Origin of the sequence: Streptomyces sp. NPDC057486, assembly GCF_042802415.1 — a bacterium.
Taxonomy (GTDB): domain Bacteria; phylum Actinomycetota; class Actinomycetes; order Streptomycetales; family Streptomycetaceae; genus Streptomyces; species Streptomyces yanii.
Window position 1 is genome coordinate 24,801 of sequence record NZ_JBHVEE010000001.1, and the last position, 15,162, is coordinate 39,962.

Annotated in this window: 10 protein-coding genes and 1 tRNA gene; 2 read left to right on the forward strand and 9 right to left on the reverse strand. The window is 66.7% G+C overall.

Annotated elements, in window-relative coordinates; all coding sequences use genetic code 11:
* Positions 1-60: 60 nt before the first annotated feature.
* The 9 genes from ACFU6I_RS00160 to ACFU6I_RS00200 all read right to left on the reverse strand — a co-directional run bounded on the left by ACFU6I_RS00160 (position 61) and on the right by ACFU6I_RS00200 (position 12,570).
* A complete protein-coding gene (locus tag ACFU6I_RS00160; protein ID WP_384359779.1) occupies positions 61-3,960 on the reverse strand; it encodes a DNA-directed RNA polymerase subunit beta' in 3,900 nt (1,299 codons plus the stop codon).
* Positions 3,961-4,059: 99 nt separating this feature from the next.
* Positions 4,060-7,545, reverse strand: coding sequence for a DNA-directed RNA polymerase subunit beta (rpoB, locus tag ACFU6I_RS00165; RefSeq protein ID WP_345514955.1), 3,486 nt, complete (start codon positions 7,543-7,545; stop codon positions 4,060-4,062).
* 598 nt (positions 7,546-8,143) lie between these two features.
* A complete protein-coding gene (gene rplL / locus ACFU6I_RS00170; RefSeq protein WP_384359781.1) occupies positions 8,144-8,527 on the reverse strand; it encodes a 50S ribosomal protein L7/L12 in 384 nt (127 codons plus the stop codon).
* A 111-nt stretch (positions 8,528-8,638) separates the two neighbouring features.
* Positions 8,639-9,169 carry a 50S ribosomal protein L10 gene (gene rplJ / locus ACFU6I_RS00175; protein WP_345514953.1) on the reverse strand — a complete coding sequence of 177 codons (531 nt, stop codon included), beginning with the start codon at positions 9,167-9,169 and terminating at the stop codon, positions 8,639-8,641.
* Positions 9,170-9,744: 575 nt separating this feature from the next.
* Positions 9,745-10,467 (reverse strand): 50S ribosomal protein L1, encoded by a 723-nt coding sequence (gene rplA / locus ACFU6I_RS00180; RefSeq protein ID WP_345514952.1) that lies wholly within the window; start codon positions 10,465-10,467, stop codon positions 9,745-9,747.
* Between the two features lie 80 nt (positions 10,468-10,547).
* Positions 10,548-10,982, reverse strand: a complete 435-nt coding sequence (rplK, locus tag ACFU6I_RS00185) for a 50S ribosomal protein L11 (protein WP_384359783.1) — start codon at positions 10,980-10,982, stop codon at positions 10,548-10,550.
* Positions 10,983-11,157: 175 nt separating this feature from the next.
* Positions 11,158-12,030, reverse strand: a complete 873-nt coding sequence (gene nusG / locus ACFU6I_RS00190) for a transcription termination/antitermination protein NusG (protein WP_384359785.1) — start codon at positions 12,028-12,030, stop codon at positions 11,158-11,160.
* 73 nt (positions 12,031-12,103) lie between these two features.
* The gene (gene secE / locus ACFU6I_RS00195) at positions 12,104-12,391 is read right to left on the reverse strand and encodes a preprotein translocase subunit SecE (RefSeq protein WP_037687986.1); all 288 of its coding nucleotides are present in this window, start codon (positions 12,389-12,391) and stop codon (positions 12,104-12,106) included.
* Positions 12,392-12,497: 106 nt separating this feature from the next.
* Positions 12,498-12,570, reverse strand: a tRNA-Trp gene (locus ACFU6I_RS00200).
* A 224-nt stretch (positions 12,571-12,794) separates the two neighbouring features.
* Here ACFU6I_RS00200 and ACFU6I_RS00205 point away from each other — a divergent pair.
* Complete coding sequence (locus tag ACFU6I_RS00205) at positions 12,795-14,021, forward strand: pyridoxal phosphate-dependent aminotransferase (RefSeq protein ID WP_266982621.1); 1,227 nt, start codon at positions 12,795-12,797, stop codon at positions 14,019-14,021.
* Between the two features lie 121 nt (positions 14,022-14,142).
* A complete protein-coding gene (locus ACFU6I_RS00210; RefSeq protein WP_384359787.1) occupies positions 14,143-15,162 on the forward strand; it encodes an adenosine deaminase in 1,020 nt (339 codons plus the stop codon).

The following is a 15,162-nucleotide window of genomic DNA, read 5'->3' on the forward strand; positions in this document are numbered from 1 at the left end:
GGAGGGCGGCCACCCCGTACGCAACGGGGTGACCGCCCTCCGGTCGATCAGGCGACTCGCTTACTGGTTGTACGGACCGTAGTCGTAGTCCTCCAGCGGAACGGCCTGGCCGGAGCCCGTGCCGAACGGCGAGTAGTCGATGTCGTCGTAGCCGACGGCCGAGTACATCGCGGCCTTGGCCTCCTCGGTCGGCTCGACCCGGATGTTGCGGTAGCGGGACAGGCCCGTACCGGCCGGGATGAGCTTACCGATGATGACGTTCTCCTTGAGGCCGATCAGGGAGTCCGACTTGGCGTTGATCGCCGCGTCGGTCAGAACCCTGGTCGTCTCCTGGAAGGACGCCGCCGAGAGCCACGACTCGGTGGCGAGCGAGGCCTTGGTGATACCCATCAGCTGCGGACGGCCGGAGGCGGGGTGACCGCCCTCGGTGACCACACGACGGTTCTCGGTCTCGAACTTCGACCGCTCGACCAGCTCGCCCGGCAGCAGCTCCGCGTCGCCGGACTCGATGATCGTCACGCGGCGCAGCATCTGCCGGATGATGATCTCGATGTGCTTGTCGTGGATCGACACGCCCTGCGAGTTGTACACCTTCTGGACTTCGCCGACCAGGTGGACCTGGACCGCGCGCTGACCGAGGATGCGCAGCACGTCGTGCGGGTTGGTGGCACCCACGGTGAGCTTCTGGCCCACCTCGACGTGGTCGCCCTCGCCCACGAGCAGACGGGCACGCTTCGAGATCGGGAACGCCGTCTCGTCGCTGCCGTCGTCCGGGGTGACGACGATCTTCTTGGTCTTCTCGGTCTCCTCGATACGGATGCGGCCGGCCGCCTCCGAGATCGGGGCGACACCCTTGGGCGTACGGGCTTCGAAGAGCTCGACGACACGGGGCAGACCCTGGGTGATGTCGTCACCGGCCACACCACCGGTGTGGAAGGTACGCATCGTCAGCTGGGTACCGGGCTCACCGATGGACTGGGCGGCGATGATGCCGACCGCCTCACCGATGTCGACCAGCTTGCCGGTGGCGAGCGAGCGTCCGTAGCAGAAGGCACAGGTGCCGACCGCGGACTCACAGGTCAGGACCGAACGGGTCTTGACCTCCTCGACGCCGGCGCCCACCAGGGCGTCGATCAGGACGTCACCGAGGTCGACGTTGGCAGGCGCGATGACCTTGCCGTCGACGACGACGTCCTCGGCGAGCATGCGGGCGTAGACCGAGGTCTCGACGTCCTCCGTCTTGCGGAGCACACCGTCCGCACCCTTGACGGCGATCTTCAGCTTGAGGCCACGGTCGGTGCCGCAGTCCTCCTCGCGGATGATCACGTCCTGCGAGACGTCCACCAGACGACGGGTCAGGTAACCCGAGTCGGCGGTACGCAGGGCGGTGTCCGCCAGACCCTTACGGGCACCGTGCGTGGAGATGAAGTACTCCAGAACGGTGAGGCCCTCACGGAAGGACGCCTTGATCGGACGCGGGATGGTCTCGTTCTTGGCGTTGGACACCAGACCACGCATACCGGCGATCTGACGCATCTGCATCATGTTTCCTCGGGCACCCGAGTCAACCATCATGAAGATGGGGTTCGTCCGCGGGAAGTTCGCGTTCATCGCCTCGGCAACCTCATTGGTCGCCTTGGTCCAGATCGCGATGAGCTCCTGCGTGCGCTCGTCCTTGGTGATCAGACCGCGCTCGTACTGCTTCTGGACCTTCTCGTCCTGAGCCTCGTAACCCGCGACGATGGCCTTCTTGGCCTCGGGCACGACGACGTCGGAGATGGCCACGGTGACACCCGAGCGGGTCGCCCAGTGGAAACCGGCCGCCTTCAGGTTGTCGAGCGTCGCCGCCACGATGACCTTGGGGTAGCGCTCGGCCAGGTCGTTGACGATCTCGGAGAGCTGCTTCTTGCCCACCGAGTAGTCGACGAACGGGTAGTCCTCGGGCAGCAGCTCGTTGAAGAGCGCGCGGCCCAGGGACGTACGCAGCCGGAACGTGTCGCCCTGCTGGTACTCCTGCTCGCCCTCCTCGGCGACCGGCGGCACCCAGCCACGCGGCGGGATGGTGCCCACCGGGAAGCGGATGTCGACCTGCGCCTGGAGCGACAGCTCGCCGGCGTCGAAGGCCATGATCGCCTCGGCCGTGGAACCGAAGGAACGGCCCTGGCCGATGACCTTGCGCTCCTCCTCGTCCGTGGTGAGGAAGAACAGGCCGAGCACCATGTCCTGGGTCGGCATGGTGACGGGACGACCGTCGGCCGGCTTCAGGATGTTGTTCGAGGACAGCATCAGGATGCGGGCCTCGGCCTGCGCCTCCGCGGAGAGCGGCAGGTGCACGGCCATCTGGTCACCGTCGAAGTCCGCGTTGAACGCGGTGCAGACGAGCGGGTGGATCTGGATGGCCTTGCCCTCGACCAGCTGCGGCTCGAAGGCCTGGATGCCGAGGCGGTGCAGGGTGGGTGCACGGTTCAGCAGCACCGGGTGCTCGGCGATGACCTCTTCGAGGACGTCGTACACCACGGTGCGGCCGCGCTCGACCATGCGCTTGGCCGACTTGATGTTCTGCGCGTGGTTCAGGTCGACCAGGCGCTTCATCACGAACGGCTTGAAGAGCTCCAGCGCCATCGCCTTCGGCAGACCGCACTGGTGCAGCTTCAGCTGCGGACCGACGACGATCACGGAACGCGCGGAGTAGTCCACACGCTTACCGAGAAGGTTCTGACGGAAACGACCCTGCTTGCCCTTGAGCATGTCGCTCAGGGACTTCAGCGGGCGGTTGCCCGGACCGGTGACCGGGCGACCACGGCGGCCGTTGTCGAACAGCGCGTCGACGGCCTCCTGCAGCATCCGCTTCTCGTTGTTCACGATGATCTCGGGGGCACCGAGGTCAAGGAGACGCTTGAGGCGGTTGTTGCGGTTGATCACGCGGCGGTACAGGTCGTTCAGGTCGGAGGTCGCGAAGCGGCCACCGTCCAGCTGCACCATCGGACGCAGGTCCGGCGGGATGACCGGCACGCAGTCGAGCACCATGCCCTTGGGGCTGTTGCTGGTCTGCAGGAACGCGGAGACGACCTTGAGGCGCTTGAGCGCACGGGTCTTCTTCTGGCCCTTGCCGGTACGGATGATCTCGCGGAGGCGCTCGGCCTCCTCGTCGAGGTCGAAGGACTCCAGGCGCTTCTGCAGGGCAGCGGCACCCATGGAGCCGTCGAAGTACGTGCCGAAGCGGTCACGCAGTTCGCGGTAGAGCAGCTCGTCGCCCTCGAGGTCCTGGACCTTGAGGTTCTTGAAGCGGTTCCACACCTCGTCGAGACGGTCGATCTCGCGCTGCGCACGGTCGCGCAGCTGCTTCATCTCACGCTCGGCACCTTCGCGCACCTTGCGGCGCACGTCGGCCTTGGCACCCTCGGCCTCGAGCTCGGCCAGGTCGCTCTCGAGCTTCTTGGCGCGGGCCTCCAGGTCGGAGTCGCGACGGTTCTCGACCTGCTGACGCTCGACGGAGACGTGCGCCTCCAGCGAGGGCAGGTCACGCGTACGGCGCTCCTCGTCCACAAACGTGATCATGTACGCGGCGAAGTAGATGACCTTCTCGAGGTCCTTCGGCGCGAGATCGAGCAGGTAGCCGAGACGCGACGGGACGCCCTTGAAGTACCAGATGTGGGTGACGGGGGCGGCAAGCTCGATGTGGCCCATGCGCTCACGACGCACCTTGGCGCGCGTGACCTCCACGCCACAACGCTCACAGATGATGCCCTTGAAGCGGACACGCTTGTACTTGCCGCAGTAGCACTCCCAGTCCCGGGTCGGACCGAAGATCTTCTCGCAGAAGAGTCCGTCCTTTTCGGGCTTGAGCGTGCGGTAGTTGATGGTCTCCGGCTTCTTCACTTCGCCGTGCGACCAGGTCCGGATGTCGTCCGCGGTGGCAAGGCCGATCCGCAGCTCGTCGAAGAAGTTGACGTCGAGCACTTGTCGTCAATCCCTCTTTCGGGGTCGAGTCTCAATCAATGGTCTGAACGGGTCCGGGGCAGGGCCGGGGCCTCATGAGCGAGGCCCCGGCCAGACCCGTCAGACCTCTTCGACGCTGCTCGGCTCGCGCCGGGACAGGTCGATACCGAGCTCCTCCGCCGCGCGGAAGACGTCCTCGTCCGTGTCGCGCATCTCGATGGACATGCCGTCCGAGGAGAGCACCTCCACGTTGAGGCAGAGCGACTGCATTTCCTTGATGAGCACCTTGAAGGACTCGGGGATGCCCGGCTCGGGGATGTTCTCGCCCTTGACGATGGCCTCGTAGACCTTCACGCGGCCGGTCACGTCGTCGGACTTGATCGTCAGCAGCTCCTGGAGTGCGTAAGCGGCGCCATACGCCTCCAGCGCCCACACCTCCATCTCACCGAAGCGCTGTCCACCGAACTGAGCCTTACCACCCAGCGGCTGCTGGGTGATCATGGAGTACGGACCCGTCGAGCGAGCGTGCAGCTTGTCGTCGACGAGGTGGTGGAGCTTGAGGATGTACATGTACCCGACCGAAACCGGGTCCGGGAACGGCTCACCGGAGCGGCCGTCGAACAGCTTGGCCTTGCCCGAGGGCTGGACCAGGCGGTCGCCGTCGCGGTTCGGGATCGTGGCCTCGAAGAGACCGGAGATCTCGTCCTCGCGCGCACCGTCGAAGACGGGCGTGGCGACGTTGGTGCCGGGGGCGACCTGGTCGGCGCCGATGGCCTGCAGGCGCTTGGCCCACTCGTCACCGAGGCCGGAGACGTCCCAGCCGCGGCTGGCGAGCCAGCCGAGGTGGATCTCCAGGACCTGTCCCGGGTTCATTCGGGACGGGACACCCAGCGGGTTGAGGATGATGTCGACCGGGGTGCCGTCCTCCAGGAACGGCATGTCCTCGATCGGGAGGATCTTCGAGATGACGCCCTTGTTGCCGTGACGGCCGGCGAGCTTGTCACCATCGGTGATCTTGCGCTTCTGCGCGACGTAGACGCGGACCAGCTGGTTCACGCCCGGCGGCAGCTCGTCGCCCTCTTCGCGGTCGAAGACGCGGACACCGATGACCTTGCCGATCTCACCGTGCGGCACCTTCAGCGAGGTGTCGCGCACCTCGCGCGCCTTCTCACCGAAGATCGCGCGGAGCAGGCGCTCCTCGGGGGTCAGCTCGGTCTCACCCTTGGGCGTGACCTTGCCGACGAGGATGTCACCGGCGACGACCTCGGCACCGATACGGATGATGCCGCGCTCGTCGAGGTCGGCGAGGACCTCCTCGGAGACGTTCGGGATGTCCCGGGTGATCTCCTCCGGGCCGAGCTTGGTGTCACGGGCGTCGACCTCGTGCTCCTCGATGTGGATCGAGGAGAGGACGTCGTCCTGCACGAGGCGCTGCGACAGGATGATCGCGTCCTCGTAGTTGTGACCCTCCCACGGCATGAACGCCACGAGCAGGTTCTTGCCGAGCGCCATCTCACCGTTCTCGGTGGCCGGCCCGTCGGCGAGGACCTGGCCCTCGATGACCCGGTCGCCCTCGGAGACGACGACCTTCTGGTTGACCGAGGTGCCCTGGTTCGAGCGCGAGAACTTGGCGATGCGGTACGTGGTGTACGTACCGTCGTCGTTGGTGACGGTGATGTAGTCCGCGGAGACCTCCTGGACGACACCGTCCTTCTCGGCCTTCAGGACGTCACCGGCGTCGGTGGCGCAGCGGTACTCCATGCCCGTGCCGACGAGCGGAGCCTCCGACTTAATCAGCGGCACCGCCTGACGCATCATGTTCGCGCCCATGAGGGCACGGTTGGCGTCGTCGTGCTCCAGGAAGGGGATCATCGCGGTGGCGACGGACACCATCTGGCGCGGCGAGACGTCCATGTAGTCGACGTCCGCGCCGGGCACGTAGTCGACCTCTCCGCCACGACGGCGGACCAGGACGCGGGGCTCGACGAAACGGAGCTCCTCGGAGAGGGTCGCGTTCGCCTGGGCGATGACGTAACGGTCTTCCTCGTCGGCCGTGATGTAGTCGACCTCGTCGGTGACCTGGCCGTCGACGACCTTGCGGTACGGCGTCTCGATGAAGCCGAACGCGTTGACACGTCCGTACGAGGCGAGCGAACCGATCAGACCGATGTTCGGACCTTCAGGGGTCTCGATCGGGCACATGCGTCCGTAGTGGGACGGGTGCACGTCACGGACCTCGAAGCCGGCCCGCTCACGGGAGAGACCACCCGGGCCGAGTGCCGACAGACGGCGCTTGTGGGTGAGACCCGACAGCGGGTTGTTCTGGTCCATGAACTGCGACAGCTGGCTGGTGCCGAAGAACTCCTTGATGGAGGCGACGACCGGCCGGATGTTGATCAGGGTCTGCGGCGTGATCGCCTCGACGTCCTGGGTCGTCATGCGCTCACGCACGACGCGCTCCATACGGGCGAGACCCGTACGGACCTGGTTCTGGATGAGCTCGCCGACGTTGCGCAGACGACGGTTGCCGAAGTGGTCGATGTCGTCGGTCTCGACGACGATCGTCCGGCCGGACTCGCCGACCGTCTCGGTCTCCCCGGCGTGCAGCTTGACCAAGTACTTGATGGTCGCGATGACGTCGTCGGTGGTGAGCACCCCGGCGTCCAGCGGCTCATCCGCGCCGAGCTTCTTGTTCACCTTGTAGCGTCCGACCTTCGCGAGGTCGTAGCGCTTCGGGTTGAAGTAGAGGTTCTCGAGCAGCGTCTGAGCAGCCTCGCGGGTGGGCGGCTCGCCCGGGCGCAGCTTGCGGTAGATGTCGAGCAGCGCGTCGTCCTGGCCCTGGGTGTGGTCCTTCTCCAGGGTGGCACGCATGGACTCGTACTCGCCGAACTCCTCGAGGATCTGCTCGGTGGTCCAACCGAGAGCCTTCAGGAGAACGGTCACGGACTGCTTGCGCTTGCGGTCGATGCGGACACCGACCATGTCACGCTTGTCGATCTCCATCTCGAGCCAGGCACCCCGGGACGGGATGATCTTGGCGGAGAAGATGTCCTTGTCGGACGTCTTGTCGATGGAGGAGTCGAAGTAGACACCCGGCGAGCGGACGAGCTGCGACACGACGACACGCTCGGTGCCGTTGATGACGAAGGTGCCCTTGTTGGTCATGAGCGGGAAGTCGCCCATGAAGACCGTCTGGGACTTGATCTCGCCGGTCTCGTTGTTGGTGAACTCGGCCGTGACGAAGAGTGGGGCGGCGAACGTGAAGTCGCGCTCCTTGCACTCGTCGATCGAGTTCTTCGGGGGCTCGAAGCGGTGGTCGCGGAACGTAAGCGACATCGACCCGGAGAAGTCCTCGATCGGTGAAATCTCCTCGAAGATTTCCTCCAGGCCGGACTTGGTGGGGACGTCTTGTCCACTGTCCAGAGCAGCCTCGACGCGAGCCTTCCAGGCGGCATTGCCGAGGAGCCAGTCAAAGCTCTCGGTCTGCAGCGCGAGGAGGTTCGGAACCTCGAGGGGCTCCTTGATCTTTGCAAAAGAGATGCGCAGCGGGGCGGTGCTGGCACCGTTGTTCGTATTCGCGGTCGAGGCGTTGCGCGAGGCGGCCAAGAGGGGGTCCTTCCGAGGGCTCGGACTCACTACGCGCGTACCGGTCCCAAGTTGGACACGGAGACAGAAATCCCAGGTCAGGGAGGATCGGCCATCGGTGCTCAAGCGTGGGCATGCCCCTGGTGACGGGCAGGAGGCAGCTAACAGGCAGCGCAAAGGGTCAGTGTAGCCAAACGGCACACTGATGTCCAGTCCGGGTTCTCAGAGACCCTTGTAGCTCGCAACAGCTGTTCTCAACACCTATGAATCGCCCTCGCGCGGAACGCGCTCTTCTTTACTGCCCTCTTCGTCACCGATCCATGCCTCGGATTCGGATCGATGTGACGACGCGTCCTGAGAATTGCGCGCCACGTGCGGTTCGTCAAGGCCCCCCTGCCAGGACAGAGCCCCCGAGACCGTCACCCGCCGCCCCTCGGCATCGGCCGACGGCCCCGAGAGGCGTACGGCGATGATCACCATACTCGTCAACCGCGGAAGAGCAAGGCAACCGTCTCGGGTACGCCGAAGGGCGACCACCCGTATGGATGGTCGCCCTTCGTGATGTGACGTCCGTGCCGTGCGGCAGAGGCCGTCAGAAGGAGTCAGCAGACTCCCTGAGTCACTTGACCTCGACGGAAGCGCCGGCGGCCTTCAGGGACTCGGCAGCCTTCTCGGCGGCCTCCTTGGCGACCTTCTCGAGGACCGGCTTCGGGGTGCCGTCGACGAGGTCCTTGGCCTCCTTCAGACCCAGCGAGGTCAGCTCACGCACGACCTTGATGACCTGGATCTTCTTCTCGCCGGCGCCGGTGAGGATGACGTCGAACTCGTCCTTCTCCTCAGCAGCCTCGACCGGGGCGCCGGGGGCACCCGGGGCGGCAACGGCGACCGCGGCGGCGGCGGTGACGTCGAACTTCTCCTCGAAGGCCTTCACGAACTCGGAGAGCTCGATGAGGGTCATCTCTTCGAACTGCGCGAGCAGGTCGTCCTGGGACAGCTTCGCCATGATGGCGTCCTTCCACTAATTCGGCAGGTGCCGGATGTACATGTAGGCGGGCGTACGTTCGGCCCGCTGCGACCGTCTCCCTAGTGGGCGACGATCATTGCGCGAGCCGAATTACTCGGCACCGCCCTGCTCTTCGAGCTTGACGCGAAGCGCCTCCGCGGTGCGGACGAACTTCGACGGCAGCGCCTGGAAGAGCGAGGCAGCCTGAGACTGCTTGCCCTTGAAGGCACCGGCCAGCTTGCTGAGCAGAACCTCGCGGGACTCGAGGTCCGCAAGCTTCTTGATCTCATCGGCGGACAGCGCCTTGCCATCAAGGACACCGCCCTTGATGATCAGGTTCGGGTTCTCCTTGGCGAAGTCACGAAGACCCTTCGCCGACTCCACCGGGTCACCGGTGATGAAGGCAACCGCCGTCGGACCAGTGAACTGGTCGTCCAGCGAAGTGATCCCGGCCTCGTTGGCCGCAATCTTGGTCAGCGTGTTCTTCACCACGGCGTACTGGGCGTTCTCACCGAGCGAACGGCGCAGCTGCTTGAGCTGTGCCACGGTGAGACCCCGGTACTCGGTCAGCACGGCGGCGTTCGAGCTGCGGAACTGGTCCGCGAGCTCGGCTACCGCGGCAGCCTTGTCGGGCCTTGCCATGAGCGTCGGCCTCCTTCCGGGTGATGAGGACCGCTCAGAAGGGGCCGGGAAAGACGAAACGCCCCGGCGCAGGCGCCAGGGCGTAGCTCGACCGAACGAAGTCCGGGAGCTTTCCACAGTCACCTGCGCAGGTCGTCCGCACTCAACGGAACCTTCGGTCACTGCCCCCTCTTGCGAGAGCGCAGCAACGACCAGCGGTCTTTGGCTTCTGGAGGAGAGTACGCGACCGGGGTCGCGCCTAGCAAATCCGCCCCGGTTCGGGCGGTGCGGGAGGTTTGGACCGACCGGCACCCGGGAGGCGACCTCACGGGGCTGCCCCGCTGCTGCTCCCTCTGAGCTTCTGGAAGTCCACCGTGCCGGCGGCAGGAGGCTCCTCGACCGCGACCAGGGTGCCGTGCCGGCGTCGAGCCGGAGCCTTTCGCGGTCGGCCTGTCGACGTCGGCCGTCCCGGAGCGGTGCGTGGTGACGACGCCCCGTTCGTCCCCCGGCGGATACGAGGACGGGCCCCGCACCTCGAAAGGTTGCGGGGCCCGTCGGTGTCACACGTGACACGGCTGCCGTGCGAGCGCGGAGGCTCAGACGGCGGCCGGGTCCTCCTCGACGAGGAGGTTACGGGTGCGGTTGGCGTCCAGCGGGATGCCGGGGCCCATCGTGGTGGCCAGTGCGGCCTTCTTGATGTAGCGGCCCTTGGCGGCGGACGGCTTCAGACGGAGGATCTCCTCCAGCGCCGCGGCGTAGTTCTCGACCAGCTTCGTCTCGTCGAAGGAGACCTTGCCGATGATGAAGTGCAGGTTCGAGTGCTTGTCGACGCGGAACTCGATCTTGCCGCCCTTGATGTCGTTGACAGCCTTCGCGACATCGGGGGTGACGGTGCCGGTCTTCGGGTTCGGCATCAGACCACGCGGACCGAGCACCCGGCCGAGGCGGCCGACCTTGCCCATGAGGTCCGGGGTGGCGACGACGGCGTCGAAGTCCAGACGGCCCTTCGCCACCTCGTCGATGAGCTCGTCGGCGCCGACGATGTCGGCGCCCGCGGCTTCCGCGGCCGCAGCACGGTCACCGGTCGCGAAGACCAGGACCCGGGCGGTCTTGCCGGTGCCGTGCGGGAGGTTCACGGTGCCACGGACCATCTGGTCGGCCTTGCGAGGGTCAACACCCAGGCGGAAGGCGACCTCGACGGTGCCGTCGAACTTGGTGGTCGCGGTCTCCTTGGCGAGACGGACAGCCTCGAGCGGGGCGTAGACGCGCTCCCGGTCGATCTTGGCGTCCGCAGCGCGGAGGTTCTTGCTGCGCTTCACTTCTTGCTCCTGTGGTTTCAGGTGTGGAGGCGTGGTACGGGCCAGCGCTTGGCCCTGCCACTGAAGGACTACGGGGCTGATCAGCCCTCGACCGTGATGCCCATCGAACGGGCGGTGCCGGCGATGATCTTCGCCGCGGCGTCCAGGTCGTTGGCGTTCAGGTCGGGCAGCTTGACCGTGGCGATCTCGCGGACCTGGGCGCTCGTGAGCTTCGCGACCTTGGTCTTGTGCGGCTCGCCGGAGCCCTTGTCCACACCCGCGGCCTTGAGGATGAGCTTGGCGGCCGGCGGGGTCTTCGTCACGAAGGTGAAGGAACGGTCCTCGTAGACCGTGATCTCCACCGGCACGACCATGCCACGCTGCGACTCGGTCGCGGCGTTGTAGGCCTTGCAGAACTCCATGATGTTGACACCGTGCTGGCCGAGCGCGGGGCCGACCGGCGGGGCCGGGTTGGCCGCTCCGGCGTTGATCTGGAGCTTGATAAGCCCCGTGACCTTCTTCTTCTTGGGAGGCATTGCTCTCTCCGGGTCCTAGTGAGAGTTTTTCGCCGTCATCCGGTCATCCGGATGCAGGCATACCGCACAACGATAACGGGTATAGCTGCGCGACCAAAAACCGAGCAGGTCAGAGAAGCTGCGAAGCCTCTCTGACCTGCTCGGTAGGCATGTGTCCAGGAGTCGGCGGAAACCGCTAGTTCTTCTGGATCTGGTCGAAGCTGAGCTCGACCGGGGTCTCGCGGCCGAAGATCTCGACGAGACCCTTGACCTTCTTCGAGTCGGCGTTGATCTCGTTGATCGTCGCCTGCAGCGTCGCGAACGGGCCGTCGGTGACGGTGACCGAGTCGCCCACCTCGAAGTCCAGCACCTGGACCTCGACCTTGCGGGACGGAGCCGGCTTGCCCTCGGCCTCCGCGGCCTCGCGGGCGGCCTTCTCCTCGGCCTCCGGGGCGAGCATCTTGACGATCTCGTCCAGGGTCAGCGGGTACGGGTCGTAGGCGTTGCCCACGAAGCCGGTGACTCCGGGCGTGTTGCGGACGACGCCCCAGGACTCGTTCGTCAGGTCCATGCGCACCAGGACGTAACCCGGGAGCTTGTTCTGACGGACGTTCTTCCGCTCGCCGTTCTTGATCTGGACGATCTCTTCCTCGGGCACCTCGGCCTGGTAGATGAACTCCTCGACGTTGAGCGAGACGGCGCGCTGCTCCAGGTTGGCCTTCACACGCTTCTCGTAACCGGCGTAGGTGTGGATGACGTACCACTCACCGGGGAGACCGCGGAGCTCGTCACGGAGCGCGGTGACGGCGTCGACGGGAGCGGCCGGCTCGGCCTCTTCCTCGGCCTCCTCGTCGCTCTCGGACGCGCTGTCCTCGTCCTCCCCGGAGCCGTCCTCGTCCTCGACGTGCACGGCGGCCTGCTCGGCGGGCTCGCCCGCGGCAGCGTCGTCGGCCTCGGCCTGGTCCGGCTCCACAGCGTCCGCCGCCTCGACGATCTCGAACTCGTCCTCGGCGGACTCGACGTCGCCCGCCGTCGCGTCGACGGCGTCGTTCAGGTTCGGGTCAGACACGGTGGCTGCTTCTTCCTGGATACAAATGGGTGGAACATGCGAAAGGGGCGCCCTTGGGGCGCCCTCCGCGGGATCAGCCGAAGACGTACTTGATGACCCGCTGGAATCCGAAGTCAATCACGGTAACAAGACCGATCATGACGACGACGAAGACGATCACCACGGATGTGTACGTCGTGAGCTGGTTGCGAGTCGGCCAGACAACCTTGCGCAACTCGGCGATGATCTGGCGGTAGAACAGCGCGAGACGACCCAGGGGGCCCTTCTTGCCGCGCTTGCCGCCCTTCCGAGTCTTCTTCTTCGACTCGGGGACTTCATCCTCAGCATCAGGCATGTCGATGGAGCCCACGGCGTCCGTCACGCTACTCACCTGATTCCGGGTCATGGCCGTGCCGCGCCCGGTGGAGCCGCACGGCGGTGCATTGAAGTACGTACATGCGCACACATCCTGGCGAAGGAGTGTGTAGCAGGGCCGGAGGGACTTGAACCCCCAACCGCTGGTTTTGGAGACCAGTGCTCTACCAATTGAGCTACGACCCTTTGTGGTTTCCACCAACCTACCGCATCTTTCCCCTACCTCGGGTGCAGCAACGGTGCGGCTGGTGAAGGCCAACGACAGGTGAGTGTACGTGCTCAACGGCCCGGCGTCGAACAGACAGCTCCCGACAACTCGTGGCCGCATGTTGTCCGCATGCTGTCCGAGTCCTGTCCGGTCCCTGAAACCCGTGTGCCTGCCGGGATCGGGGTCTGGAACGATGGGGTCCATGAGCGCTGCCACTTCCCCCTCCGAGCGCCGGGTCTCCGCCCGCATCGGTGCAATCTCCGAGTCCGCCACCCTCGCCGTCGACGCCAAGGCCAAGGCCCTCAAGGCCGCCGGCCGCCCGGTGATCGGCTTCGGTGCCGGCGAGCCCGACTTCCCGACCCCCGGCTACATCGTCGACGCCGCGGTCGAGGCCTGCCGCAACCCGAAGTACCACCGCTACACCCCCGCCGGCGGGCTCCCCGAGCTCAAGGCCGCCATTGCGGAGAAGACGCTGCGCGACTCCGGTTACGAGGTCGACGCCTCCCAGATCCTGGTGACCAACGGCGGCAAGCAGGCCATCTACGAGGCGTTCGCCGCGATCCTCGACCCGGGCGACGAAGTCATCGTCCCGGCGCCGTACTGGACCACCTACCCCGAGTCGATCCGTCTCGCCGGCGGTGTCCCGGTGGAGGTCGTGGCCGACGAGACCACCGGCTACCGGGTCTCCGTCGAGCAGCTGGAGGCGGCGCGCACCGAGCGTACGAAGGTCGTCCTGTTCGTCTCGCCGTCGAACCCGACCGGTGCGGTGTACAGCGAGGCCGACGCCAAGGCGATCGGTGAGTGGGCCGTCGAGCACGGCCTGTGGGTGCTGACCGACGAGATCTACGAGCACCTGGTCTACGGCACCGCGAAGTTCACCTCGCTGCCGGCGCTCGTGCCCGCCCTGCGCGAGAAGTGCATCGTGGTCAACGGTGTCGCCAAGACGTACGCGATGACCGGCTGGCGCGTGGGCTGGCTCATCGGCCCGAAGGACGTCGTCAAGGCCGCGACCAACCTGCAGTCGCACGCCACGTCCAACGTCTCCAACGTCGCTCAGATCGCCGCGCTGGCCGCCGTCTCCGGGAACCTGGACGCGGTCGCCGAGATGCGGACCGCCTTCGACCGCCGTCGGCAGACCATCGTGCGGATGCTGAACGAGATCGACGGCGTGCTGTGCCCGGAGCCCGAGGGCGCGTTCTACGCCTACCCGTCGGTGAAGGCACTGCTCGGCAAGGAGATCCGCGGCAAGCGCCCGGCCACCTCGGTCGAGCTGGCGGCGCTGATCCTGGACGAGGCCGAGGTCGCGGTCGTTCCGGGCGAGGCCTTCGGTACCCCGGGCTACCTGCGGCTGTCGTACGCGCTGGGCGACGAGGACCTCGTCGAGGGCGTGTCGCGGCTCCAGAAGCTGCTGGGCGAGGCGAAGGACTGACCGTCCCGGATCCCGCCCCTGTGACCCCCGGCCGCGGCCGGGGGTCATTTTTTTGTTCGGGGATCGACTCGATGGGGAAACCGGCTACCGCGAGGACCCGCGGGTGCGGCAGGATCTTCGAATGGAGCGTGATGTACGGCTGTTGCCCAAGGCCCATCTGCATTTGCATTTCACCGGGTCGATGCGGCCCACGACACTGCTCGAACTCGCCGACAAGTACGGCGTACGCCTGCCGGAGGCGCTGACCGGCGGCGAACCGCCCCAGCTGCGGGCCACCGACGAGCGCGGCTGGTTCCGCTTCCAGCGGCTCTACGACATCGCACGGTCCTGTCTGCGGGCGCCGGAGGACATCCAGCGGCTGGTGCGCGAGACCGCCCAGGAGGACGTCGCCGACGGCTCCGGCTGGCTGGAGATCCAGGTCGACCCCACCTCGTACGCCCCGCTGCTCGGTGGGCTGATCCCGGCGATCGAGATCATTCTGGACGCGGTGGACGCCGCCGCCCGCGAGACCGGCCTCGGGATGCGGGTGGTGATCGCCGCGAACCGGATGAAGCACCCGCTGGACGCGCGGACTCTGGCACGGCTCGCGGTCCGCTACGCGCACCGGGGCGTCGTCGGCTTCGGGCTCTCCAACGACGAGCGGCGCGGAATGGCGCGCGACTTCGACCGGGCCTTCGCCATCGCCAGGGAGGGCGGCCTGCTGGCAGCCCCGCACGGCGGGGAGCTGGCCGGCCCGTCGAGCGTGCGGGACTGCGTGGACGACCTCTACGCGGCCCGGATCGGCCACGGCGTACGGGCCGCCGAGGACCCGCTTCTGCTGCGCAGGCTGGCGGAGCGCGGGGTGACCTGCGAGGTGTGCCCTGCGTCGAACGTGGCACTGGGCGTCTACGAGAAGCCGTCGGACATCCCCTTGCGCACTCTGTTCGAGGCCGGGGTGCCGATGGCGCTCGGCGCGGACGACCCGCTGCTCTTCGGCTCCCGGCTGGCCGCGCAGTACGAACTCGTACGCCGCCACCACGCATTCACGGACGAGGAGCTGGCGGAGCTGGCGCGGCAGTCGGTACGGGGGTCGGCGGCGCCGTCCGACGTGCGGAAGCGGCTCCTCGGCGAGATCGACGACTGGCTGGCGAAGCCGGCCTGA